Here is a 23,837-nt window from a genome sequence, read left to right on the forward strand (position 1 = left end):
GACCGGCGCCGCCCCGTGAGCCCGCTCGCGGCATGGTCGCGGCGGCATCCCCGGGCCGCCGACCGGATCCGGATCCTGCTCCCCCTGCTCCTCCTCGGCCTCGTCACCTTCGAGGGCGTCGCCCTCGCCCGCCAGCCCAGCTTCCCGCACGCCGCCGTCTGGACCTCCGGCGTCCTCGTCTGCCTCAGCGCCGCCCCCTGGCCCGGCCTCCCCCTCCTCGCCCGCGCCTGGTTCGCCGCCGCCACCACCTGGACCGTCACCCTCCTCCTGATCTTCGGCACCCCGCCCGACGTGGTCTGGGGCGTCGGCGAGGCCATCGCCCTGCTCGTCCTCCTGTCCCAGGTCCTGCTCCGCGCCCCCGTCCGCACCGCCGCCGTCCTCGGCCCCCTCCTCGGCCTCGGCTGCATGGCCGTACCCGTCCGCGACACCGACCCCGGCCGCTTCACCCTGCTCTTCTCCGTCCTCGCCGTCGTCGTCGGCGCCTACTCCCTCCTGCTGCGCTTCCAGGCCGTCCAGCGCGTGCGCGAGCTGCACGCCGTACGCACCGCCGAACGCCTGGAGCTCGCCCGAGAGCTCCACGACCTCGTCGCCCACCACGTCACCGGCATCGTCGTCGAGGCCCGCGCCGCCCGCTTCACCAAGGTCACCGCCGAACACGCCGCCGAGATCTTCGGCCGCATCGAAACCGCCGGCGGCGAGGCACTCGGCTCCATGCGCCGCCTCGTCACGATCCTGCGCCAGGAAGACGCCGCCGCCGCCCCCGCCGGCACCACCCCCGTCGCCGGCCTCGCCGACCTGCGCCGGCTCGTCGAACGGTTCTCCGCCACCGGCCCGCCCGTCGTCCTGTCCATCGAGGAGGGCCTCGACGACCGCCTCCCCGACCTCGTGGCCGCCACCGCCCACCGCATCGTCCTCGAAGCCCTCACCAACGTCTCCAAGCACGCCGCCACCGCCACCGCCGTCCGCATCGGCCTGCGCACCGTGCCCAGCGGCCTCGAAGTGCGCGTCGCCGACGACGGCGGCCGCCCCGCCCGGCTCTCCGACAAGGCCCGCGGCGGCGGCTACGGCCTCGCCGGGATGGCCGAACGCGCCGAAGCCCTCGGCGGCTCCCTCACCGCCGGTCCCGCCCCCGAAGGCGGCTGGCTCGTCATCGCCGTCCTGCCCCTGTGAGGCCCCCGTCTCACGGACCGACTGGACGCGGTACCGGCCGCCCCCGCCACGTATTCTCGGGAACCATGAACAACAGCGACATCGACGAGGTCGACGAGAACGTCACCGCCGAACTGTCCCGACTGCGCGACAGCATCGACAACATCGACGCGGCCGTGGTCCACATGCTCGCCGAGCGCTTCAAGTGCACCCAGCAGGTCGGCCACCTCAAGGCCAAGCACCAGCTGCCCCCGGCCGACCCGGGCCGTGAGGCCAGCCAGATCGCGCGCCTGCGCCAGCTGGCCGAGAACGCCAAGCTCGACCCGGCCTTCGCCGAGAAGCTCCTCAACTTCATCATCGCCGAGGTCATCCGCCACCACGAGACGATCGCCGCCGGCGAGGACCAGTAACCGCGACCCCCGCCCCCGGACGCCCGGCGGCGGGGGCACCGCCCGCCCCCTGGGCCGCGCCACGACCGTCAGGCAGCATGGGCCCCATGTCCGCACTGACGCGCAACGAAGCGCAGCTCCGAGCCCAGCTCCTCGACGTCCACCACTACGCCGTCACCCTCGACCTCACCACCGGCGACGAGAACTTCGACTCCACCACCCTCATCAGGTTCACCGCCCGCACCAGTGGTGACACCTTCGTGGAACTGAAGCCCGACGAACTGCGCTCCGCCACGCTCGACGGCCACCCCCTCGACCCGGCCACGCTCGACGACGGCCGCCTCCCGCTCACCGGCCTCACCGAAGGCCCCCACGAGCTGCGCGTCGACGCCCGCATGCGCTACTCCCGCACCGGCGAGGGCCTGCACCGCTTCACCGACCCCGCGGACGGGGAGGCGTACGTCTACTCCCAGATGTTCATGGACGACGTCCAGCGCGTCTTCGCCGCCTTCGACCAGCCCGACCTCAAGGCCGTCTTCGAGTTCACCGTCACCGCCCCCGCCCACTGGAGCGTCCTCGCCAACGGCATCACCACCCGCACCGGCGACCGCGACACTGACGGCGCGGGCATCTGGACCTCCGCCCCCACCCCCGTCATCTCCACCTACCTCGCCGCCGTCGCCGGCGGCCCCTGGCACAGCATCACCACCGAACACGCCGGCCTCCCCTTCGGCCTCCACTGCCGACGCTCCCTCGCGCCCTTCCTCGACGCCGACGCCGACGAGATCCTCTCCGTCACCACCGCCTGCTTCGACCGCTACCACGAGAAGTTCACCGAGCCCTACCCCTTCGACTCCTACGACCAGGCCTTCGTCCCCGAGTTCAACGCGGGCGCCATGGAGAACCCCGGCCTCGTCACCTTCCGCGACGAATTCGTCTTCCGCTCCGCCGTCACCGACACCGAGCGCCAGACCCGCGCCATGGTCGTCGCCCACGAGATGGCCCACATGTGGTTCGGCGACCTCGTCACCCTCGCCTGGTTCGACGACATCTGGCTCAACGAGTCCTTCGCCGAATACATGGGCTACCAGACCCTCACCGAAGCCACCCGCTTCACCCACACCTGGACCGAGTTCGGCGTCACCCGCAAGGCCTGGGGCTACGACGCCGACCAGCGCCCCTCCACCCACCCCGTCGCCCCCGGCCCCGACGACGTCCCCGACACCGCCTCCGCCCTCCTCAACTTCGACGGCATCTCGTACGCCAAGGGCGCCTCCGCCCTGCGCCAGCTCGTCGCCTGGCTCGGCGAGAAGGACTTCCTCGCCGGCATCAACACCCACTTCGCCCGCCACAGGTTCGCCAACGCCTCCCTCGCCGACTTCGTGGACTCCCTCGCCGCCCACACCGACCGCGACGTCCACGCCTGGGCCGAGATCTGGCTGCGCACCACCGGCGTCGACACCCTCACCCCCCACATCGAGGACGTCGCCACCGGCGACGGCCCCGGCGGCTGGACCCTCACCGTCGACCGCGACGGCAGCCGCCCCCACCGCATCACCGCCGGCACCTACACCCTCGCCCCCGACGGCCTCCTGGAACGCGCCGAACTCCTCGACCTCGACGTCCCCTCCGACGAGGTCCTCTCCGTCAGCGGCCCCCGCCCCGCCCTGCTCGTCCTCAACGACGGCGACCTCACCTTCGCCAAGGTCCGCCTCGACGACACCTCCCTCGAAACCGCCCTGCGCGGCCTCTCCCGCATCCCCGACCCCCTCACCCGCGCCGTCGTCTGGGGCGCCCTGCGCGATATGGTCCGCGACGGCGAACTCGAACCCGAGGCCTACCTCGCCACCGCCGAGGCCCACCTCCCCGGGGAAACCGACCTCGCCGTCGTCCAGGGCGTCCTCACCTTCGCCCGCACCCACGTCGCCGACCAGTACACCGACCCCGACGGGCGCGCCGCCGCCCTCGCCACCCTCGGCTCCATCGCCCGCGACCTCCTGCGCCGCACCGAGGACGGCAGCGACCCCGGCCTGCGCCTCGCCGCCGTACGCGCCCTCATCTCCTGCGCCACCCAGCCCGACACCATCGCCGCCTGGCTCGCCGACGGCTCCATCGCCGGCGGCCCCGCCCTCGACCCCGAACTGCGCTGGAGCATCCTCGCCCGCCTCGCCGTCCTCGGAGCCGTCGACGAAGCCGCCGTCGACGCCGCCCTCGCCGCCGACCCCAGCGCCACCGGCCAGGAGGGCGCCGCCCGCTGCCGCGCCGCCCTGCCCACCCCCGAGGCCAAGGCCGCCGCCTGGCAGCGCCTCTTCCACGACGACACCCTGTCCAACTACCTCTTCACCGCCACCGCCCAGGGGTTCTGGCAGCCCGAACAGGCCGACCTCGTACGCGAGTACGTCCCCCGCTTCTACCCCGACGCCGTCGCCCTCGCCGCCCGCCGCGGACCCGCCATCGGCCAGGCCGCCGGCCGCTGGGCCTTCCCCGCCCACGCCGTCGACCAGGCCAACCTCCAGGCCGGCCGCACCTGCCTGGAAGACCCCGCCATCCTGCCCCTGCTGCGCCGCCAGCTCGTCGACCGGCTCGACGACCTCGCCCGCGCCCTGCGCGTGCGCGGAGCCTGATCAGCGCAGACAGCCCACCACCCGCACCGACACCCGGGCCGTGGCCGTCAGGCCACTGTCCGGGTCGGTGGCGGTGAACGTCAGCGGATACGTCCCGTCGGGCAGCAACGGCACCAGGAACGTGCCCGACGGGCCCGCCCCCAGCGCCACCGGCCCGTCCGGCCCCGTCAGCCGCCAGGCCGTGTACTGCGGATCGCTCAGCGGCCGGTCACCCGGCCGCGTCCGCGCCGTCCCCGCGAACACCTCCTCGCAGCCCCGCCGCAACTGCCCGCCCGCGCCCGGCCGCTGGACCGACACCACCGGCGGCTGCGGCTGCGCCGGGGGACCGGAGGACGTACCGCCCGGCGTGCCGGGGACACCCGTGCCGGGAGAACCGCTCGCGCCGTTCGGGGCACCCGACGTACGGGAGGACGGCGCGGGGGAGCGGCCCGGGGCCGACGGGGTGCCCGCACTCGCGGACACCCCGGGCGACGTCCCAGGGGACACCCCCGGCGAGACCGTGACCGCCGTCGGCCCGGGCGGCACCACCGCCACCGACGGCAGGTCCGGCCGTACGGGGACCGGCGCCGACGCCCCCTTCGACGGCGAGGTCGGCACACCCGGGACCGACCCGCACACCACGGCCGCCACCAGCGGCTGCCCGGCCGGCATCGCCGACGTCCGCAGCTCCTGGTCGTCCGCGCCGTGCGCCAGCTCGTCGAAGTACCCGTTGCCCGTCGACGTCTCCCGGTCACTGTGCTCGATCCACACCGAATCCCGGTACAGGGCCCCCGCCCGCTGCTGGTTGACCCCCGTGACACGCCAGTCCTTCACCGTCCGGCCCGACGGCACGCCCGCCGCCACCGGAGCGTCCGCCGACGCGTACAGCCAGCCGTCCCCGAAGAACCGCTGCGGGGCCTCCAACGCCCCCGACTCGTTGCGCGCCGGGAACCGGAACCCCCCGCCCACCACCAGGCGCCCCTTCGGACAGCGCACCACCGCCTCCGCGGCGCCACCCGCCGGGACCGGCACCTCCACGCTCGCCACCGACCAGTCGTTCACCTTCACGCACACCGGCCGCACCCCGACCGCGAAATTGGCCTGCGGCGGCTGCGGATCCACGATCCGCGTCCTGCGCACCACGTCCGAGGAATCCGACATCGGGAAGGAACGACTGCTCAACTCCGTCCCCGGATTCACCGACACCTCCCAGAACGCGGCGGTACCCGTACCCGCTCCCGGCATCAACCGGTCCAACGGCACCGGCGCCACCGCACGGTTCCCCAGGATCCGCCCCGCCCGGAACTCCGCCCCCACCATCGTGTAGCCGCCGCCGCAGGACGGCGTCGCCACCGCGTTCCCCGGCACGCCCGCCAACGGCCCGTCCGTCGTCAGATCGTGGATGCTCCCGTCGAACCGGGAGTTCGGCAACTTGTTCGGGCGGTCCCGGAACGCGTGCGCCCGCCACGTGAAGTCCAGCCCCGGCTCGATCTCCGCCTTCACGTTCACGCACAACGCGTACGAGGTCAACGTCGCCCCGTCCGACCCCGGATTGAACGCCGACGCCAGCCACGCCCCGCCGATGAAATGACTGTTCGTCGCGAAGCCCGACCCGGCGATCCGGTAACCCCCGCCGATCGCCGTCTCGTGCGCCAGACACCCCGCGACCGTCAACCGCTCCCCGCCCGCCGGAACCGCCACGGACGTGCTCCGCTCGACCACCGCCACCGCGTCCGGCCCCCGCGACACCCACCACACCCCCGCCCCGGCCCCCGCCGACACGACCAGCACCCCCGCGGCCACCACCCCGACCGTCTTGGCGCCCACCGCGCCGCCCACCCTCGCGAACACCCCGGAACCCGCCATCGACCGCCTCCAGCCGCGCACTTGTGGGCCGTGGGCAATGTAATCCCGCCACGCCCCGCATCCCAGAGCCGTGCGACCCAAGACTTCCCCACACCCGCCCGCCACCCCACCGGACCCCACCGCCCACCTGCCCGCACCCACGTCCCACGGCCACCCGGCCACCCCCGCGCCCCGCGGCCACCCGACCCGGAGCCGAAGCCGACGCCTCCCGCAAAAGAAAGGGCGGCGGCCGGAAATCGACCCCGGACACACCCCGGCGGTTACCCCATTCGGGGCTGATCGTTGTACCGGCCGGGTGTCCCGCCCAGCCTCGGCCACGCAGCGCCACGCCCAGCCCAGCCCCCGGAGGCCCCATGACCGTGCCCACGCCCGCGCCGACGCCTCCACTCGCGGGCGGCCGCCACGGCGCCGACGCGCTGCGCCCCCTCCTCGACACCGCCCTCACCGCCCTCACCACCGGCGCCCGGGAACGCGGCGGACCCCTCCCCGCCGGCGGCCCCGACACCGTCGCCGCCCGCGTCGCCGCCGCGCTGGGCGACGTACTCCCCGCCCACGGCACCGGCGACCACGAAGCACTCCGCACCCTCGTGCACACCCTCACCGCCGGCGCCGCCGACCCCGCCGACCCCCTGTGCGCCGCCCACCTGCACTGCCCCCCGCTCGCCGTGGCCGCCGTCGCCGACCTCGCCGCGAGCGTCCTCAACCCCTCCCTCGACTCCTGGGACCAGGCCCCCGCCGCCTCCGCCATCGAAGCCCACCTCACCCGCACCCTCGCCGCCGAGCTCTACGGCACCCCCCGCGCCGACGCCCTCCTCACCACCGGCGGCACCGAAGCCAACCAACTCGCCCTCCTCCTCGCCCGCGAACGCCACGGCCCCCACCTGACCGTCCTGCACGGCGCCAACGCCCACCACTCCATCCCCCGCGCCGCCTGGCTCCTCGGACTGCCCCCCGCCCGCGCCCTCCCCACCCCCAACGGCACCCTCGACCCCGCCACCCTCGCCGAAGCCCTCACCCACACCCCCGGCCCCGTCCTCGTCACCGCCACCGCCGGCACCACCGACGCCGGACTCATCGACCCCCTCACCCCCCTCGCCGACCTCTGCGACCGACACGGCGCCGACCTCCACATCGACGCCGCCTACGGCGGCACCCTCGCCCTCAGCCCCCGCCACCGCCACCGGCTCGACGGACTCACCCGCGCCCGCTCCCTCACCCTCGACCTGCACAAACTCGGCTGGCAACCCGTCGCCGCCGGCCTCCTCGCCGTCCGCGACACCACCGACCTGACCCCCCTCGCCCACCAGGCCGACTACCTCAACGCCACCGACGACACCGACGCCGGCCTCCCCGACCTCCTCGGCCGCTCCCTGCGCACCACCCGCCGCCCCGACGCCTTCAAAATCGCCGTCACCCTGCGCTCACTCGGCCGCGACGGCCTCGCCCACCTCATCGACCTCACCTGCGCAGCAGCCCACCGGCTCGCCGACCTCCTCGACGCCCACCCCGGCTTCGAACTCCACGCACACCCCACCCTCACCACGGTCCTCTTCCGACCCACCCCCACGGACGACGACCAGCTCGCCACCCTGCGCCGCACCCTCCTCCAGGACGGCACCGCCGTCCTCGGCCGCGCCACCGCCGACGGCCGCCTCTGGCTCAAGGCCACCCTCCTCAACCCCCACACCACGGCCAGGGACCTGGACACCCTCGTCGCCCTCCTGGAAGGCAGAACCCACCGATGACCGCCCAGCTCGATGCACCCCACGACCTCGTCGGAATCGGCATCGGCCCCTTCAACCTCTCCCTCGCCGCCCTCGCCCACGGCCTCCCGCAACAAGGCATCGGCACCCTCGCCACCGCCTTCTACGACCAGCGCCGCGACTTCCGCTGGCACCCCGGCCTCCTCATCGACGGCGCCACCCTCCAAGTCCCCTTCCTCGCCGACCTCGTCACCCTCGCCGACCCCACCAGCCCCTGGACCTTCCTCAACTACCTCAAGCACAAGGAACGGCTCTTCCCCTTCTACTTCGCCGAGCAGTTCCACATCCAACGCGCCGAATACGACGCCTACTGCCGCTGGGTCGCCGGCCGCCTCCCCGGACTCCACTTCGGCCACCAGGTCGACGCCGTCCGCTGGAACCCCGAACGCGACCTCTTCGAAGTCGACTACACCCAGATCGACACCGACGGAGAAGCCGAAGCCCTCGGCCGCACCTACACCCGCAACCTCGCCCTCGGCATCGGCACCGCCCCCTACGTCCCCGAACCCCTGCGCCCCCTCGCCGACGCCCCCACCGTCCCCGTCATCCACTCCGCCGACTACCTCGACAACCGGCAGCGCATCCTCGCCGCCGACCACGTCACCGTCATCGGCTCCGGCCAGTCAGGCGCCGAAGTCTTCCTCGACCTCCTCCGCGCCCGCCCCCACGGCCGCGAACGCCTCACCTGGCTCGCCCGCACACCCTCCTTCGCCCCCATGGAGTACTCCAAACTCGGCCTCGAACACTTCACCCCCGACTACACCCGCTACTTCCACGCCCTCCCCGAACCCGTCCGCGACCGGCTCGTCCCCGCCCAATGGCAACTCCACAAGGGCATCGACGCCGCCACCATCGCCGCCATCCACGAAGAGCTCTACCGCCGCACCCTCCACGGCGGCTGGCCCGACACCGTCCTCACCCCCGGAGTCAGCGTCCGCACCGCAGGCCGCGTCGCCACCACCAAAGTCGAACTCCACATCGAGCACACCCAGCAGGGCACCCGCTCCCGCCTCACCACCGACGCCGTCGTCCTCGCCACCGGCTACCGCGAACGCCCCCTCACCAGCCTCCTCGCCGGCCTCGACCCCTACCTCCGCAAGGACTCCTCCGGCCGCCCCCGCATCGACGACCGCTACCGGATGATCCTCGACCCGTCCGTCACCGGCAGCGTCTTCGTCCAGAACGGCGAACGCCACACCCACGGCGTCGGCGCCCCCGACCTCGGCCTCGCCGCCTGGCGCAGCGCCGCCATCCTCAACACCCTCACCGACAAAGAGGCCTACCCCCAGCCCCACCGCACCGCCTTCACCACCTTCGGCCTCGAACAGCGCGAACACACCCGCCCCCACCCCGCCGGCGAACTGCTCCCGCTCGTCGAACACCCCTGAAACCCGGGCCAGGACACCGACCGGCCCACCCCACCCCCGGCACCGGCGTCACCCGCACCCCGTTCGCACGCCCCCCGAACGCACCGGGGGCCGGAGTCCGCCACCGCGAACCCCGACCCCCACCGGAACACCAGGCCCTAGAAGACGGGCACCCCGGCCCGCGTCAGCCGCCAGTCCACCGAAGCGAACGCCGCCGGATCCACCGTCCCCTTCGCCTTCACCCACTGGATGATCGTGTTACGTATTTCCTCCGAATTCGCCCACAACTGCTGCGCCTTCGGCACGTGCGGGAAGTTCCCGCCCCCCGACGCCCGGTAGTTGTTCACCGCGAACACGAACCGCGCCGCCGGATCCACCGGCTTCCCCTGGAACGACAACCCCACGATCCGCGACCCCACCGGCTGCGCGATGTCGATGTCGTACGACAGCCCGTACACCGCGTCGTAGTTGTAGTCCGGAACGCTCTCCGAATTCGTGATCTTCGCCGGATCCACCACACCACCCGGCGCCGTCTGCACGTAGTACCGCGCCGAATACTCCAGATAATCCTTCAGCTGCGCACCCGTCAGCAGCCGTGCCTCCAGCGTGTTCTCGAACGGATACAGCCCCGCCGCATCCTTGATCGTCACCTGCCCGGCCGGAACCACCGCCGTCCGCGAGAAGCACGACGCCTGCGACAGCACCGGCAGCGCCGCCCACTGCGAACCCGCCAGCGCCGCCTTCACCGTCTCCGCCTGCACGTGATTGATCAGATCGATGATCGGCACGTCCTTCACCGGACCCTCCGCCGACGACATCGCCTGCGTCGACGTACCGATCACCTGGTTCACGTACGCCACCACCTTGCGGTGCTCGTCCGACAGCAGACGCACGATCTTCGGATCCTCGACCGCAGTGTTCGAGTTCAACACCTTCGCCGACACCTTCGCCACCGACCAGCGGCCCTTCTCCCACACCAGCTCGAAGTCGAACAGCGTCAGCCGCTGCCCCCACTTCAACGGCTCCGACAGCACCACGTCCTTGCCGGTCGCCTTGTTCTTCACCCGGTACTCCGGGATCTCCGTGTGCGCGTGACCCACCAGGATCGCGTCGATCCCCGGCACCTGCTCCGCCACCAGACCGGCCGCGTTCTCGACGTACGGCAACTGGTCCCCGTACGAGGACGTACCGCTCGACCCCGAATGCGCCGACACGATCACCACGTCCGCACCCATCGAACGCAGCTTCGGCACGTACTTCGCCGCCTGCTCCTCCAGGCCCGGGAACGTCATCTTCCCCGCCACGTTCGCCTTGTCCCAGATCGCGATCCCCGGATTCGTCAACCCCAGCACCGCCACCTTCACGTCCCGCCCGTGCGGCGTCCGCAACCGGTGCATGCTGTACGGCGCGAACGCCGGCCGCAACGTCTTCGCATCCAGCGCGTTCGCCCCCAGCAGCGGGAAATCACACTGCTCCTCGAACTTCCGCAGCACCGGGATCCCGTAATTGAACTCGTGGTTCCCCAGCGCCGCCGCGTCGTACCCGATCGCGTTCATCGCCTGCGCCATCGGATGCACCGGACCACGACGCGCGGTGATCGGATCCACCTTCGCGTAGTAGTACGACAGCTGCGTCCCCTGGATCGTGTCACCCGCGTCGATCATCAGCGTGTTGCAACGGCCCTTCTCGGACCGCACCTGGTTCACCAACGTCGAGATCTTCGCCAGACCCACGTCGTTGTGCGCCTTGTCGTCGAACTCCTTGTCCGTGAAGTAGTCCCAGTTGAAGACGTTCCCGTGCAGGTCCGTCGTCCCCATCACCGTGAACGCGTACGTCCGCGGCCCCTTCGACGCCCCCTGCGCCCCCTGCGCCCCCTGCGCCTCCTGCGCGGAGGCCGGGGTGCTCGTGGCCCCCGCCAACGCGACGGCCGCACCGGTCGCGGCCGATGCCCCCATGAACTTCCTACGGTCGAACGCCATGCCATCTCCCCTTTTGAGGCGTGAACAACGCGCGTAGATTCTGACCCACGGGTAACAACCAGCAACACCCCCGGCAGGTTTCGATCCGATGACCACACCCCCACGAATGACAGTGCGACAGTGAATCCATGACCCAGGACGCCACGCACCAGCCCTACGGAACCCCCGACACCCCCCGCGTCGCCGTCCGCGGCGAAGCCAGGCTCGAAGTCGACCCCGAAATCGCCCGCATCGGCATCACCGTCAGCGCCCGCGGCACCGACCGCCGCACCGCCCTCGACGACCTCACCCGCCGCAACAACACCGTCCTCGAACTCCTCAAGAGCTACGGCGAACCCGTCGAGAAGATCGAGACCGGCGCCTTCTCCATCACCCCCGAACTCACCCGCCACGGCCGCGGCGAACGCATCCGCGCCTACCACGGCCGCGTCCACATCACCGCCGAACTCAACGACTTCACCACCCTCGGCGAACTCACCACCCGCCTCGCCGACCAGGAACTCACCCAGGTCGACGGCCCCTGGTGGGCCCTGCGCCCCACCTCGCCCGCCCACGGCGAAGCCCGCCGGCAAGCCGTCCTCGAAGCCGTGCAGCGCGCCCGCGAATACGCCCAGGCCCTCGGCGCGAACCTCGCCGCCCTCGTCGAACTCGCCGACCTCGGAGCCGAGAACGCCGCCCCCGTCGCCATGGCCGCCCCCGGCGGCATGATGCGCGCCATGTCCTTCGGCGGCACCGAGGACGGCGGAGCCCCGCCCCTCGACCTCGAACCCCAGCGGCAGACCGTCTACGCCCAGGTGAACGCTCGCTTCACGATGACCCCGCCGCAGCTCTGAAACCCGCACAAAACGCCGAACCGGTGCCCCGTCGGGGGTGCTCATCGGAGCACCCCCGCGCACATTCAACATTTGTCAACAACCTTTTGCCCAAAGGTTGTTGAGTAGACACCCGGAACCAATTTCCTACTGTCTGGTAGGGGCATACGCTCGACCCATGCGCCGAGCGAAAATCGTATGTACCCTGGGCCCCGCCACCGACTCATACGACCAGATCAAAGCCCTGGTCGAAGCCGGAATGGACATCGCCCGCCTCAATCTCAGCCACGGCACCTACGCCGAACACGAGGAGCGCTACCAGCGCGTACGCAAGGCCTCCGACGAGACCGGCCGCAGCGTCGGCATCCTCGCCGACCTTCAAGGCCCGAAGATCCGCCTCGGCCGCTTCCGCGAAGGACCCGTACTCCTTGAACGCGGCGACGAATTCACCATCACCGTCGAACACCACGAAGGCGACCGCCACACCTGCAGCACCACCTACCCCGGCCTCGCCAACGACGTCACCCCCGGCGAACGCATCCTCGTCGACGACGGCCGCGTCACCCTCGAAGTCACCACCGTCGACGGACCCCGCGTCCACACCCGCGTCATCGAAGGCGGCATGGTCTCCGACCACAAGGGACTCAACCTCCCCGGCGTCGCCGTCTCCGTCCCCGCCCTCTCCGACAAGGACATCGAAGACCTCCGCTGGGCCCTGCGCACCGGCGCCGACGTCATCGCCCTCTCCTTCGTCCGCAGCGGCCACGACATCGAAGACGTCCACCGCATCATGGACGAGGAGGACCGCCGCCTCCCCGTCATCGCGAAGATCGAAAAGCCCCAGGCCGTCGACAACATCGACGACATCGTCGCCGCCTTCGACGGCATCATGGTCGCCCGCGGCGACCTCGGCGTCGAAATGCCCCTGGAGCAGGTCCCCATCGTCCAGAAGCGCGCCGTCAAACTCGCCAAGCGCAACGCCAAACCGGTCATCGTCGCCACCCAGATGCTCGACTCGATGATCGACAACTCCCGCCCCACCCGCGCCGAAGCCTCCGACGTCGCCAACGCCGTCATCGACGGCACCGACGCCGTCATGCTCTCCGGCGAGACCAGCGTCGGCAAATACCCCGTCGAAACGGTCCGCACCATGGCCCGCATCGTCGAAGCCGCCGAAGAGGACATCCTCGCCAAGGGCCTCCCGCCCCTCACCGACACCAACAAGCCCCGCACCCAAGGCGGAGCCGTCGCCCGCGCCGCAGCCGAAATGGGCGACTTCCTCGGCGCCAAATTCCTCGTCGCCTTCACCCAGAGCGGAGACACCGTCCGCCGGCTCTCCCGCTACCGCTCACCCATCCCCCTCCTCGCCTTCACCCCCGACGCCGCCACCCGCTCCCAGCTCAACCTCACCTGGGGCGTCGAAACCTTCCTCGGCCCCCAGGTCGACTCCACCGACGCGATGGTCGCCCAGGTCGAGGAAGAGCTCCTGCGCATCGGACGCTGCGTCCCCGGCGACGTCGTCGTGATCACCGCCGGCTCCCCGCCCGGCGTCAGCGGCAAGACCAACCTCGTCCGCATCCACCACATCGGCGACGCCGTCCGCTGACCCCGCACGGGGCCGGACCGGCCGGTCCGGCCGGTCCGGCCCGGGGCCACGGGCTACAGCCCGGCCCCACCGGTCGCGTCGACCACCCGGCCGGTGACCCACCGGCCGGCATCGGACGCGAGGAAGCCGACCACATCGGCGATGTCCTCCGGCCGCCCCACCCGGCCGAGCGCCGCCAGCGAAGCGGCGTGCGCCTCGGCCTCGGCGTTCCCGCGCAGCCAGCCCGCGTTGACGTCCGTGTCGACGATCCCCGGAGCCACGGAATTGACGGTGATCCCGCGCGGGCCCAGCGCCTTCGCGAGGTTCAGCGTCAGATTGTCCAGGGCCCCCTTGGTGGACCCGTAGGCGAGGATCTCCGGCATCGCGATCCGGGCCGCGCCGCTGGAGATGTTGATGACCCGGCCGCCGTCGCGCAGCCGCTCCAGCCCCTCCTGGACCAGGAAGAACGGCGCCCGGACGTTCACCGCGAAGACGCGGTCGAACTCCTCCTCGGTGACCGACCCGAGCGGCACCGGCATCCCGATCCCGGCGTTGTTCACCAGCACGTCGACCGGCCCCAGCCCCAGTCCGTCGTACGCCGCCCAGAGCCCCGCCGCGTCCCCGTGCCGCCCGAACTCGGCCCGCACGGCACGCGCCCGCCCGCCCTTCCCCTCGATCCCCTCGACGGTGTCCCGGGCCGCCGCCTCGTTCCCGGCGTACGTCAGCACCACCGTGAGCCCATCGGTCGCGAGCCGTTCCGCGATGGCCCGGCCGATCCCGCGGCTTCCGCCCGTGACCAGTGCGATTCGTTCCATGGCAAAGCCCCCTGTAATTCTCTAACGATCACTACAGAAAAAACGTAACACATGATCCACTCGCACCGACCCGCTTCACCAGCCGAACCGCCGGTCCACCAGCGCCGCGAACTCCTCGAACGTCAGCACCGCGTCCCCGTTCGCGTCCGCCGCGTCGAACAACGCCGACGACGCCTCCGCGTCCCCCACCGCCCAGAACGGCAACTCCCCCCGAGCCGCCAACGTCGGCCCCTTGCTCCGCAACGCCGAGATCACCTCGGCGCGGGTCAGCACGCCGTTGTGGTCCAGATCCAGCGCGTCGAACAGCGTCCGGGCCTTCTCGCTCATCACGGGTCCCCTCGTAGTCGTTGCCTCCAGCCTAGGCGGCACCTGGTCAATACTTCGGGCCGATGTGCGCGTCCATGAGCGCTACGGATTCCTTCCGGGCGATGGAGACGTTGGCCTCGTTCGCCCGTCTCCATTCGACCCCGAGCAGGTCGAGGGTGCGGGTCAGCAGGCTTGTGATGTCCGTCGACCTGTTGGTGAAGAAACAGCGAGGATACTCGTACCGCTTGCCGTTGCGGACGGTCCGGTTCGGAGTCCGGCATCCGTCGGAGTGGATCAGCCCCCGGACGAACGCCCAGGGGTGCTGGGGGAAGAGGCGCTTCCAGTGCTGGGTGTAGGACTTGACCTCGACGCACCCCTGCCGCTGTCTGCGGCTGATCCTGGACAGCGGCATCACCCGGTGCATCGCTTCTTCGGCGGCGTCGATCAGCCCGGTCCATGCCGCGTCACAGAAGACGGACAGGTGGTGCTGCTTGTGCTTCGAGATGATGTGCCCGTCGCCCAGGTAGAGGCCAAGCAGATAGGCGTATGCCGAACGGTCGAGCGGGTGGTCCGTGCACATGGGGCAGTCGGTGGGGTGGATGTAGGTCTCACCCCTGTGTTTTCGGTCTTCGTGGCGCCACCGGCCGACCGTTCCTCGCGGAACGTCGAGTCTCTCGGCCACGGATCGATTGCTCTCACCGCGACGGAGGAGGACGAGTGCGTGCTCACGTATTCCTGGGTTGTGTTCCCCGCGTGAGAGCTTCGCGGCTATTCATCCACTTGGCCGCAAATCGAAGTCTTGTTCACTGCGACGAGTGAAGATCGCTAAAAGGGCCTGCCGACCTTTAAATCGAAGGAGAAGTGCCCCGGGTCGGATTCGAACCGACGCTGAATGGGTTTTGAATCCATGGCCTCTACCGCTGGGCTACCGGGGCCCCTTCGAAACGAAGGATACCTAAGACCCTCCGTGCCACAAAGATACCGTAGCTAGGTAGGCTCGGGGGAGCTTGTTATGCCCCGTACCAAGGAGCCCCCGTGACCGCCGAGCACGAGTCGACGCCCACGCCCGACGCCGACCAGTCGCACGTTCCGCCGCTGACGACCCGCGTCGTCATCGCCGAGGACGAGGCGCTCATCCGCCTGGATCTGAAAGAGATGCTGGAGGAGGAGGGCTACTCCGTCGTCGGTGAGGCCGGGGACGGGCAGACGGCCGTCGAGCTGGCCCGTGAGCACCGCCCCGACCTGGTGATCCTCGATGTGAAGATGCCCGTCCTCGACGGGATCTCCGCGGCCGAGAAGATCGCGGAGGAGTCCATCGCCCCCGTCCTGATGCTGACCGCGTTCTCGCAGCGCGACCTCGTCGAGCGGGCCCGGGACGCCGGGGCCATGGCGTACCTGGTCAAGCCCTTCAGCAAGAGCGACGTGGTCCCGGCCATCGAGATGGCCGTGTCCCGCTTCGCCGAGCTGAAGGCGCTGGAGAAGGAGGTCGCGGACCTCTCCGCCCGCCTGGAGACCCGCAAGCTCGTCGACCGGGCGAAGAGCATCCTGCAGACCCAGTACGGGCTGACCGAGCCGGCCGCGTTCCGGTGGATCCAGAAGACCTCCATGGACCGCCGCATGTCCATGCAGCAGGTCGCCGAGGCGGTCATCGAGGACGCCGAGGAGAAGAAGCAGAACGCCGCCAAGGAGTAACGGCGCGGCGTACGCGTGAGGCCCGTCTCCCCCTCGGGGGAGACGGGCCTCACGCGTGTGCGGGGGTGGCGGGGACTAGTCCTCGCCGAGGTAGGCCTTGCGGACGTCCTCGTTGACGAGGAGCTCGCGGCCGGGGCCCGACAGGACGATCTTGCCGATCTCCATGACGTGGCCCTGGTCGGCCAGGGACAGCGCGGCCTGGGCGTTCTGCTCGACGAGCAGGATCGTGGTGCCGGCCGCCTTGAGTTCGGCGATCGTGGCCATGATCTTCTGCATCATGAGCGGCGAGAGGCCCATGGAGGGCTCGTCGAGCATGAGCAGCTTCGGGCGGCACATGAGCGCGCGGCCCATGGCGAGCATCTGCTGCTCGCCGCCCGAGAGGGTGCCGGCGGCCTGCTTGCGGCGCTCGCCCAGGATCGGGAAGAGCTCGTAGGCCCGGTCGATGTCCTGCTGGATGCCGACCTTGTCGTTCTTCAGGTACGCGCCGAGGAGGAGGTTGTCCTCGATCGTCATGCGCGGGAAGATGTGCCGGCCCTCGGGGGAGTGGGCGAGGCCGAGGGCGACGATGTCGTGCGCCTGGACCTTCTTGAGGGACTTGCCCTCGAACTTGATCTGGCCGCCACGCGGTTTGATCAGGCCGGAGAGGGTGCGCAGGGTGGTCGTCTTGCCGGCGCCGTTCGTCCCGATGAGGGTGACGATCTCGCCTTCCTGGACGCTGAAGGAGATGCCCTTGACGGCCTCGATCTTGCCGTAGGCGACGCGGAGGTCTTCGACCTCGAGGAGGGCGGTCACTTGGCTTCTCCGTCCGTGCTGGTGGTGCTGTCCTGCTCCGCGGCGTCGGCCGCGGCCGCGGGGGCGTCCGCCGCGGGGGCGTCGGCCTCTGCGGTTTCGGCTTCCGCGGTTTCGGCCGCGGGGGCGTCGGCCTCGGTGGCTTCGGCCTCCGTGGCGTCGGCGGCCGGGGCCTCGGGCTCCGTGGCCGCGGCCTCCGCCGCCTCGACCTCCGCGGCCTCCTCGGCGCCGGGGGCGCCTTCGAAGGGCTCGCCGAGGTAGGCGGCGATGACGCGCTCGTCGCTCTGGACCTCGGTGGCGGTGCCTTCGATGAGCTTCTGGCCCTGGACGAGGCAGGCGACGCGGTCGCAGAGGTTGAAGATGAAGCGCATGTCGTGCTCGATGACGAGGACGGCGATGCCCTTGTCCCGGATGGCGAAGATGAGCTCTTCGGCGGCCCGGGTCTCCTGCGGGTTCATGCCGGCGGTGGGCTCGTCCAGGAGGATGAGGCCGGGGTCGCTGGCGAGGGCGCGGGCGATCTCCAGCTTGCGCTGCTCGCCGTAGGGGAGGTTGCGGGCGAGGTGGTCGGCCTTGTGGTCGAGGCCGATGAACTCCAGGAGTTCCATGGCCCGCTGGCGGCTGGCTTCTTCGGCGCGGCCGAAGCTGGGCAGGCGCAGGAGGGCGGACCAGAGGCCTTCCTTGGTGCGGGTGTGGCGTCCGACGAGGACGTTTTCCAGGACCGTCATGTTGTTGAAGAGACGGATGTTCTGGAAGGTGCGGGCGATGCCGGCCGCGGTGACCTTGTAGGACTTGGGGGGCAGGACCGTGCCCTTGTACCGGACTTCTCCCTCGGTGGGGATGTAGAGGCCGGTGAGGCAGTTGAAGAAGGTGGTCTTGCCGGCGCCGTTGGGGCCGATGAGGCCGACGATCTCGCCGCTGCGGACGGTCAGGTCGACGTTCTTGACGGCGGTGAGGCCGCCGAAGCGCATCGTGACGCCGCGGGCGTCGAGGACCGTCTCGGTCGTCGTCTCGGTCGTGGTGGTGGTCATGGATCAGGCCCCTGTCTTGCCGAGGACTGTGGGCGCTTCGAGGTCCTTGTGGAGTTCGAGCTGGTTGCGCCGGTTGGGGATGAGGCCTTCGGGGCGCAGACGCATCAGGATGACGAGCGCGATGCCGAAGACGAGGAGCTGGTACTCGCCCAGGAACTGGAGCTTGTTGGGGATCATGAAGAGGAGGGCGCCGCCGACGAGGGGGCCGGAGATGGTGCCCATGCCGCCGAGGACGACCGCCGCGAGGAGGAAGGCGGAGTTCGGGGGGACGGCGTTGGCGAAGACGTACTGGTCCGGGGTGACGGTGTAGTTCACGTGGGCCTGTACGGCTCCGGCGAGGCCGGCGAGGGTGGCGCCGAGGGCGAAGGCGATGAGCTTGACGCGGAAGCCGTTGATGCCCATGGCTTCGGCGGCGGTCTCGTCTTCGCGGATGGCGACCCAGGCGCGGCCGATGCGGGATTCGGCGCTGCGGCGGAAGACCATGATCACGATGAGGGTGACCAGGAGCATCAGCAGGAAGTAGTTGGCGAAGCGGCCGACGGTGAATCCGAGGATGCTGTGGCTGGCGCCGAAGTCGAAGCCGAAGAGGTCGACGTTGGGGACGCCGGCGATGCCGTTGGGGCCGTTGGTGAGGTCCGGGCCGGAGACGCCGTCGAGGTTGTTCATGGAGATCCGGAAGATCTCTCCGAAGCCCAGGGTCACGATGGCGAGGTAGTCGCCGCGCAGGCGCAGGGTCGGGGCGCCGATGAGGACGCCGAAGACCATGGAGGCGACCGCACCGAGGAGGATCGCGGCCCAGAAGGGGAAGTGCACTCCGAAGGGGGAGTTGGGGGAGCCGGAGACCAGGGCCGCGGTGTAGGCGCCGACGCCGAGGAAGGCGACGTAGCCGAGGTCGAGGAGGCCGGTGAGGCCGACGACGATGTTCAGGCCGAGGGCGACGGTGGCGAAGATGAGGATGTTGACGCCGAGGGTCGCGTACTGGTCGTCGGTCTGGGTGAGGGGGAAGGCGGCGGCCGCGACGAAGGCGCCGACGAGGGCGACGTTGCGGTGCTTGGCGGTGAGTGCGGTGAAGCGGCCCACCAGGCCGGCCTTGTTGAGTGCGGTGAAGCCGAAGCCCGCGGCGATCAGGAAGCCGATGAAGAGTTCCTGGTACGGGGTGGTGACGCCGTAGGTGAAGACGCCGAGGCCGACGGCGAGGACCGCGGTGATGATGAGGATTTCGGCGTAGGCCGGGAGGGCGCGGGCCGCCTTGGGGGTGCCGCCGGCGTGGGCTGCCTTGGTGACGGCCCAGCTGTTGCCGATGTTGTGCTTGGTCTGCTCCCACCAGGTGTCTTCGGGGTCCGCGGGGTCGCCGGCGGGGCGCTCGAAGGGGAGGGAGCGGGCGCCGAGGTAGGCGGCGAGCGCGGTGACGAGGGCGACGAACGCGCCGGGTTCGAGGTTGACCAGGCCGCCGAGGGTGTTGCTGATCGCCCAGGCGGTGTAGGCCATGGTGAGCAGGGTGCCGAGGGCGGAGAGCTTGATCGCGGCGTCGGCTCCGGCGGGGGTGAGCCAGCGGAGGCCCTTGACGCCGTAGGAGGAGAGGCCGAAGAGGGTGGTGAGGGCGCCGCCGACGAGGACGAGCCACTGGAGGCCGCCGGGGTATCCGTAGACGGTGAGGTCACCGGGGAAGGCGGAGGTCCAGGTCCAGGCGAGGAAGCAGGAGATGACGGTGAGGGCACCGCCTGCGGTGGCGAGGGCGCGGGCCGTCTTCTCGGGGAGGGTGATTCCCCGGCGGCCGGTGGCGACCGGCTGCTGCGTGGTGTCCGTGGTGGTAGTCGTCATGGTTCTCACGCCCTGTCGGCCACGCGCTCGCCCAGCAGACCCTGGGGTCGGAAGAGCAGCACGAGGATGAGGAGTACGAACGCCCAGGTGTTGCCCCAGGACTGGCCGCCGAGCTGGCTCATGCCGGGGACGTCGGCGATGTAGGCGGTGGTGAGGGTCTCGGCGAGGCCGAGGACCAGGCCGCCGATCATGGCGCCGTAGATGTTCCCGATGCCGCCGAGGACGGCGGCGGTGAAGGCCTTGAGGCCGAGGATGAAGCCCATGCGGTAGTTGACTTCGCCGTACTTGAGGCCGTAGGCGACGGCTCCGACGGCGGCGAAGGTGGCGCCGAGGGCGAAGGCGACCGTGATGATGCGGTCGGTGTTGATGCCCATGAGCTTCGCGGTGTCGGGGTCCTGGGCGGTTGCCTGCATGCCGCGGCCGGTGCGGGTCTTCTTGACGAAGAAGCCGAGGAAGGCCATGGAGATGGGGGCGGCGATCAGGAGGAAGACGTCACCGGTCTGGATGGTGATGCTGCCGATGTGGAAGGGGCCGCCGGGGATTTCGGGGAAGACGACGGAGGACTTCGCGTCGGGGTACCAGGCCCATACCGCCTGCTGGAGGACGATGGAGAGGCCGATGGCGGTGATGAGCGGTGCGAGGCGGGGTGCGCTGCGGAGGGGGCGGTAGGCGAAGCGTTCCGCGCCGACGGCTATGAGGGTGGCGACGAGGATGGCGCCTATGAGCATGAGGGGCAGGGCCACCCACATGGTGGTGCCACCGGGGAGCATCAGCCAGACCGTGAGGGCTCCGAACCCGCCGGTCATGAAGATCTCGCCGTGGGCGAAGTTGATGAGCTGGACAATGCCATAAACCATCGTGTAGCCGATGGCGACGAGCCCGTACATGGATCCCAGTAGCAGGCCGTTGACCAGCTGTTGCGGCAGTTCGTGCACCGCAGGTCCTCCGAGTCTTTCGACGGATGTGACACCGCGCGGGGCGCAATGGTGCGCGCCCCGCGCGGCAAAGATGAGGGGTGAGGGGCTAGCGAGCTAGCGGGCTAGCCGTTGGAGGTCAGCCGCCGTAGGTGCCGGACTCGACGGACTTCCACTCGCCGCCGTCGACCTTGTAGACGGTGAGCTGCTTGTTGGTGGCGTCGCCGAACTCGTCGAAGGAGACCTTGCCGGTCACGCCCTCGAAGGAGACGCCCTGGACGGCTTCGAGGACCTTGGCGCGGGCGTCGGAGGGGAGCTTGCCGTTGTTGGCGTCGACGACCTTCTTGACGGCCTCGATGACGGCCCAGGCGGAGTCGTAGGAGTAGCCGCCGTAGGCAGCGAAGGGGTCCTTGTAGCCGGCCTTGGTGTAGTTGGCCACGAACTCCTTGGCGGAGGGCAGGCTCTCGACGGGGGCGCCGACGGAGGTGGAGAAGTCGCCGGTGGCGGCGTCGCCCGCGAGCTCGACGAACTTCTTGTCGTAGATGCCGTCGCCGCCGACGAGCGGGATGTTGGCGCCGGAGGCCTTGATCTGCTTGCTGAGCGGGCCGGCCGCGGGGTACTCGCCGCCGTAGTAGACGACGTCGGCGCCGGAGCTCTTGACCTGGGTCACGATCGCCGAGAAGTCCTTGGACTCGGGGTCGATGTGGCCTTCGCCGGCGACGGCGCCGCCGAGCTTGGTGAACTCACCCTTGAAGGTGCCGGCGAGGCCGGCGCCGTAGGTCTTCTTGTCATCGATGATGAAGACCTTCTTCTTGCCCGCCTTGTTGAAGAGGTACTGCGCCGCGAACGGGCCCTGGATGGCGTCCGTGGTGGCGGTGCGGAAGTAGCTCTTGTAGGTGCGGACCTTCTGGCCCTCGGCCCACTTGGGGCCCTGGGTCAGGGACGGGCTGGTGTTGGCCGGGGAGATCTGGGCCAGCTTGGCGTCGTCGAAGACCTTCTGCATGGACTCGGAGACCGAGGAGTTCAGCGGGCCGACGACGCCGAGGACGTCCTTGTCGGCGGTGAGCTTGGTGGCGTTCTGCTGGCCGGAGGAGGCCTGCGCCTGGTCGTCGAGGGCCTGGATCTTGAAGGTGACGCCCTTGACGTACTTCTTCTCGTTGGCCTGCTTGGCGGCCAGGTCGGCGGAGTTCTTGATGCCGAGGCCGAGTGCGGAGAGGTCGCCCGTCAGGGGGGCGTCGACGCCGATGACGACCGTGGTGTTGCCACCGTCGCCGGCGGTGCTGCCGCTGTCGCGGGAGCCGCAGGCGGTGAGGGTGAGGGCGCCCGCGGCGAGAGCGGCGGTTACGGCGATGAGCTGACGATGACGCACGATCAGTCCTTTCCAGGCGCCGCGTCCCCCGTGGGACGCGTCGAGTCGAACGCGGGGAACCGAACTGAATCGAATCCGGCGGTCGCGGTAACTGGCGGTGACTCTAGGCGGCTCTTCGGGGGATATGGAGGGCTGAGGCCAATGATGTGACTCTCTTGTTATGCCACGGCGTAATACATAGCGGATCTGTGCGGGTGGAACGGGGGAATTCAGGCCGGTTCGTCGCGTCCGCATGCTGAGACGCGTGAGGACTGTGGAGTGGTTTTGGTCCTGTCATGCCAGGACCCTGGGGGGTTTTGGTCATGACGGCGCAGGCGTGCCGTTGTCTCGACCTTCGGGACAGGCCCTGGTCAGCGCGACGGAAAGATCTCGCGCATATCGGTCACCGGGGATGTAACTGTGATCCTCTTTCTGGAATCCATTACTCAGGGTTACTTCCAAGAATGGGAGGCTGGAATTCCGTGCTACATGCACGCAGTCTTTCGCCTGAATCGTCAGGATCAGCTCGCGGACTTCTCCCGCCGCGACCGTGACCGGCAGCTGTGGCCGGATCATCACGCTCAGTGCCCCCGACGGCTGGCCGATCCGCTCCACCGTGACGGCCGGACCGGAGGAGGTCCGCACACGCACAGTGAACGCGAACGCGGTTCCGGCCGGGGCCGGATCCAGTGGTTCCCCGTACGTCAGGGACAGCGCCTGGGAGGGGGGAGGTGGCGCCGCGGGCGGGGGTGCCTGCGGCCGGGTCGCGTACCAGCGGGCGGTGCCCGCGGCCAGAACGGCCGCGGCTCCCAGCGCCACCAGGACCCGCCGGTGGCGCCCCGCGGCCGTACGGGCGCGGTCGAGCCACCGGGGCGTACGGGGCCCCGGGCGCGGCCCCTCGCGGCCGCTCGTGCCCTCCCCGGGCTCCACGGGCCCGATGCCGCCGCTCACCGCCGCGGCCCGCCGGTCGGGGTGTCGCGGGGGGCGCCGGCGCAGCCGGGGAGGGTGGCGGCCGGGAGGGCCGTCAGTGTGAGTGTTCGCGCGGTCGTGGTGCGCGGCGGCGCCGGTCCCGATCCCATGCGGGAACGCTAGACCGGCGCCGGTGGTGGCACAACTGCCCGTATCGGCCCTGTTGTTAAGAGTCCGTGTCGCGCAGCAGGCAGGTGAGGCGGGCGGTGCAGACGCGGCGGTCCTGTTCGTCGGTGATGACGATCTCGTAGGTGGCGGTGGAGCGGCCCCGGTGGACGGGGGTGGCCACGCCGGTGACCAGGCCGGAGCGGGCGCCGCGGTGGTGGGTGCAGTTCAGGTCCACGCCGACGGCGACCTTCTTGATGCCGCCGTGCATCATCGCGCCGACGGAGCCGAGGGTCTCGGCCAGGACGGCGGAGGCGCCGCCGTGCAGGAGTCCGTAGGGCTGGGTGTTGCCCTCGACGGGCATCGTGGCGACGACCCGCTCGGCGGAGGCCTCCAGTATCCGGATGTCCATCCGGATCCCGAGGGCGCCCGCCGAGAACAGCGCGGGCAGGTCTATGCCCAGGGCGGTGTACTCGTCGAGGACTTCCTGCGGGAACTTCACGGCGTGCTGCTCGCCCATGGGTCTGCTCCGTTCGT

20 protein-coding genes and 1 tRNA gene are annotated in these 23,837 nt (G+C 70.6%); 8 read left to right on the plus strand and 13 right to left on the minus strand.

Going from position 1 to position 23,837, the window contains the following annotated elements; all coding sequences use genetic code 11:
* Positions 1 to 15: 15 nt before the first annotated feature.
* From OG295_RS25730 to pepN, 3 genes are all read left to right on the plus strand, one after another.
* Entirely contained in the window at positions 16 to 1,170 is a 1,155-nt protein-coding gene (locus OG295_RS25730; RefSeq protein ID WP_371679023.1) for a sensor histidine kinase, read from the plus strand.
* Between the two features lie 65 nt (positions 1,171 to 1,235).
* Entirely contained in the window at positions 1,236 to 1,559 is a 324-nt protein-coding gene (locus OG295_RS25735; protein WP_030242160.1) for a chorismate mutase, read from the plus strand.
* 86 nt (positions 1,560 to 1,645) lie between these two features.
* Positions 1,646 to 4,162: an aminopeptidase N gene (gene pepN / locus OG295_RS25740; RefSeq protein ID WP_371679024.1), complete on the plus strand. Its 2,517-nt coding sequence runs from the start codon at positions 1,646 to 1,648 to the stop codon at positions 4,160 to 4,162.
* Here the strand turns inward: pepN and OG295_RS25745 are convergent, their stop codons facing one another.
* On the minus strand, positions 4,163 to 6,007 hold the full coding sequence (locus tag OG295_RS25745) for a hypothetical protein (protein ID WP_371679025.1): 1,845 nt from the start codon (positions 6,005 to 6,007) through the stop codon (positions 4,163 to 4,165).
* Between the two features lie 353 nt (positions 6,008 to 6,360).
* Here OG295_RS25745 and OG295_RS25750 point away from each other — a divergent pair, with 353 nt between their 5' ends.
* The gene (locus OG295_RS25750; protein WP_371679026.1) at positions 6,361 to 7,752 is read left to right on the plus strand and encodes an aspartate aminotransferase family protein; all 1,392 of its coding nucleotides are present in this window, start codon (positions 6,361 to 6,363) and stop codon (positions 7,750 to 7,752) included.
* Positions 7,749 to 9,158 (plus strand): lysine N(6)-hydroxylase/L-ornithine N(5)-oxygenase family protein, encoded by a 1,410-nt coding sequence (locus OG295_RS25755; protein WP_371679027.1) that lies wholly within the window; start codon positions 7,749 to 7,751, stop codon positions 9,156 to 9,158. The genes OG295_RS25750 and OG295_RS25755 overlap by 4 nt, the downstream gene beginning before the upstream one ends.
* A gap of 137 nt (positions 9,159 to 9,295) precedes the next feature.
* Here OG295_RS25755 and OG295_RS25760 read toward each other — a convergent pair whose 3' ends face one another.
* Entirely contained in the window at positions 9,296 to 11,116 is a 1,821-nt protein-coding gene (locus tag OG295_RS25760; RefSeq protein ID WP_371679028.1) for a bifunctional UDP-sugar hydrolase/5'-nucleotidase, read from the minus strand.
* A gap of 128 nt (positions 11,117 to 11,244) precedes the next feature.
* Between OG295_RS25760 and OG295_RS25765 the strand changes: the two genes are divergently transcribed.
* The gene (locus tag OG295_RS25765) at positions 11,245 to 11,949 is read left to right on the plus strand and encodes an SIMPL domain-containing protein (protein WP_371679029.1); all 705 of its coding nucleotides are present in this window, start codon (positions 11,245 to 11,247) and stop codon (positions 11,947 to 11,949) included.
* A gap of 157 nt (positions 11,950 to 12,106) precedes the next feature.
* Positions 12,107 to 13,534 carry a pyruvate kinase gene (gene pyk, locus OG295_RS25770; protein ID WP_371679030.1) on the plus strand — a complete coding sequence of 476 codons (1,428 nt, stop codon included), beginning with the start codon at positions 12,107 to 12,109 and terminating at the stop codon, positions 13,532 to 13,534.
* 53 nt (positions 13,535 to 13,587) lie between these two features.
* Here pyk and OG295_RS25775 read toward each other — a convergent pair whose 3' ends face one another.
* From OG295_RS25775 to OG295_RS25790, 4 genes are all read right to left on the minus strand, one after another.
* Positions 13,588 to 14,328, minus strand: coding sequence for an SDR family oxidoreductase (locus OG295_RS25775; RefSeq protein ID WP_371679031.1), 741 nt, complete (start codon positions 14,326 to 14,328; stop codon positions 13,588 to 13,590).
* Positions 14,329 to 14,403: 75 nt separating this feature from the next.
* Positions 14,404 to 14,655, minus strand: coding sequence for an EF-hand domain-containing protein (locus OG295_RS25780; RefSeq protein WP_371679032.1), 252 nt, complete (start codon positions 14,653 to 14,655; stop codon positions 14,404 to 14,406).
* 46 nt (positions 14,656 to 14,701) lie between these two features.
* On the minus strand, positions 14,702 to 15,406 hold the full coding sequence (locus OG295_RS25785) for a helix-turn-helix domain-containing protein (RefSeq protein ID WP_371681307.1): 705 nt from the start codon (positions 15,404 to 15,406) through the stop codon (positions 14,702 to 14,704).
* A gap of 90 nt (positions 15,407 to 15,496) precedes the next feature.
* Positions 15,497 to 15,569, minus strand: a tRNA-Leu gene (locus OG295_RS25790).
* A gap of 100 nt (positions 15,570 to 15,669) precedes the next feature.
* Between OG295_RS25790 and OG295_RS25795 the strand changes: the two genes are divergently transcribed.
* Positions 15,670 to 16,326, plus strand: coding sequence for a response regulator (locus OG295_RS25795; protein WP_356222476.1), 657 nt, complete (start codon positions 15,670 to 15,672; stop codon positions 16,324 to 16,326).
* A 75-nt stretch (positions 16,327 to 16,401) separates the two neighbouring features.
* Here OG295_RS25795 and OG295_RS25800 read toward each other — a convergent pair whose 3' ends face one another.
* The 7 genes from OG295_RS25800 to OG295_RS25830 form a co-directional block, all read right to left on the minus strand.
* A complete protein-coding gene (locus tag OG295_RS25800; protein ID WP_280914703.1) occupies positions 16,402 to 17,118 on the minus strand; it encodes an ABC transporter ATP-binding protein in 717 nt (238 codons plus the stop codon).
* Positions 17,115 to 18,143, minus strand: a complete 1,029-nt coding sequence (locus tag OG295_RS25805) for an ABC transporter ATP-binding protein (RefSeq protein ID WP_371679033.1) — start codon at positions 18,141 to 18,143, stop codon at positions 17,115 to 17,117. Before OG295_RS25805 ends, OG295_RS25800 begins: the two co-directional genes overlap by 4 nt.
* A gap of 3 nt (positions 18,144 to 18,146) precedes the next feature.
* Complete coding sequence (locus OG295_RS25810; RefSeq protein ID WP_371679034.1) at positions 18,147 to 19,964, minus strand: branched-chain amino acid ABC transporter permease; 1,818 nt, start codon at positions 19,962 to 19,964, stop codon at positions 18,147 to 18,149.
* A gap of 5 nt (positions 19,965 to 19,969) precedes the next feature.
* Positions 19,970 to 20,899, minus strand: coding sequence for a branched-chain amino acid ABC transporter permease (locus OG295_RS25815; RefSeq protein WP_371679035.1), 930 nt, complete (start codon positions 20,897 to 20,899; stop codon positions 19,970 to 19,972).
* A 118-nt stretch (positions 20,900 to 21,017) separates the two neighbouring features.
* Positions 21,018 to 22,247 (minus strand): branched-chain amino acid ABC transporter substrate-binding protein, encoded by a 1,230-nt coding sequence (locus OG295_RS25820; RefSeq protein WP_371679037.1) that lies wholly within the window; start codon positions 22,245 to 22,247, stop codon positions 21,018 to 21,020.
* A 300-nt stretch (positions 22,248 to 22,547) separates the two neighbouring features.
* Positions 22,548 to 22,871, minus strand: a complete 324-nt coding sequence (locus OG295_RS25825; RefSeq protein ID WP_371679039.1) for a hypothetical protein — start codon at positions 22,869 to 22,871, stop codon at positions 22,548 to 22,550.
* A 490-nt stretch (positions 22,872 to 23,361) separates the two neighbouring features.
* Complete coding sequence (locus tag OG295_RS25830; RefSeq protein WP_371679040.1) at positions 23,362 to 23,820, minus strand: PaaI family thioesterase; 459 nt, start codon at positions 23,818 to 23,820, stop codon at positions 23,362 to 23,364.
* Positions 23,821 to 23,837 lie beyond the last annotated feature (17 nt).

This window comes from Streptomyces sp. NBC_01276 (assembly GCF_041435355.1).
Lineage (GTDB): Bacteria > Actinomycetota > Actinomycetes > Streptomycetales > Streptomycetaceae > Streptomyces.

Excerpts from the sequence above, each read along its gene's own strand:
- OG295_RS25830 (WP_371679040.1), bottom strand. The coding sequence starts at position 23,820 with ATGGGCGAGCAGCACGCCGTGAAGTTCCCGCAGGAAGTCCTCGACGAG.
- OG295_RS25760 (WP_371679028.1), bottom strand. The coding sequence starts at position 11,116 with ATGGCGTTCGACCGTAGGAAGTTCATGGGGGCATCGGCCGCGACCGGT.
- OG295_RS25735 (WP_030242160.1), top strand. The coding sequence starts at position 1,236 with ATGAACAACAGCGACATCGACGAGGTCGACGAGAACGTCACCGCCGAA.
- OG295_RS25775 (WP_371679031.1), bottom strand. The coding sequence starts at position 14,328 with ATGGAACGAATCGCACTGGTCACGGGCGGAAGCCGCGGGATCGGCCGG.
- OG295_RS25810 (WP_371679034.1), bottom strand. The coding sequence starts at position 19,964 with ATGACGACTACCACCACGGACACCACGCAGCAGCCGGTCGCCACCGGC.
- OG295_RS25750 (WP_371679026.1), top strand. The coding sequence starts at position 6,361 with ATGACCGTGCCCACGCCCGCGCCGACGCCTCCACTCGCGGGCGGCCGC.
- OG295_RS25745 (WP_371679025.1), bottom strand. The coding sequence starts at position 6,007 with ATGGCGGGTTCCGGGGTGTTCGCGAGGGTGGGCGGCGCGGTGGGCGCC.
- OG295_RS25765 (WP_371679029.1), top strand. The coding sequence starts at position 11,245 with ATGACCCAGGACGCCACGCACCAGCCCTACGGAACCCCCGACACCCCC.
- OG295_RS25805 (WP_371679033.1), bottom strand. The coding sequence starts at position 18,143 with ATGACCACCACCACGACCGAGACGACGACCGAGACGGTCCTCGACGCC.
- pepN (WP_371679024.1), top strand. The coding sequence starts at position 1,646 with ATGTCCGCACTGACGCGCAACGAAGCGCAGCTCCGAGCCCAGCTCCTC.
- pyk (WP_371679030.1), top strand. The coding sequence starts at position 12,107 with ATGCGCCGAGCGAAAATCGTATGTACCCTGGGCCCCGCCACCGACTCA.
- OG295_RS25755 (WP_371679027.1), top strand. The coding sequence starts at position 7,749 with ATGACCGCCCAGCTCGATGCACCCCACGACCTCGTCGGAATCGGCATC.
- OG295_RS25780 (WP_371679032.1), bottom strand. The coding sequence starts at position 14,655 with ATGAGCGAGAAGGCCCGGACGCTGTTCGACGCGCTGGATCTGGACCAC.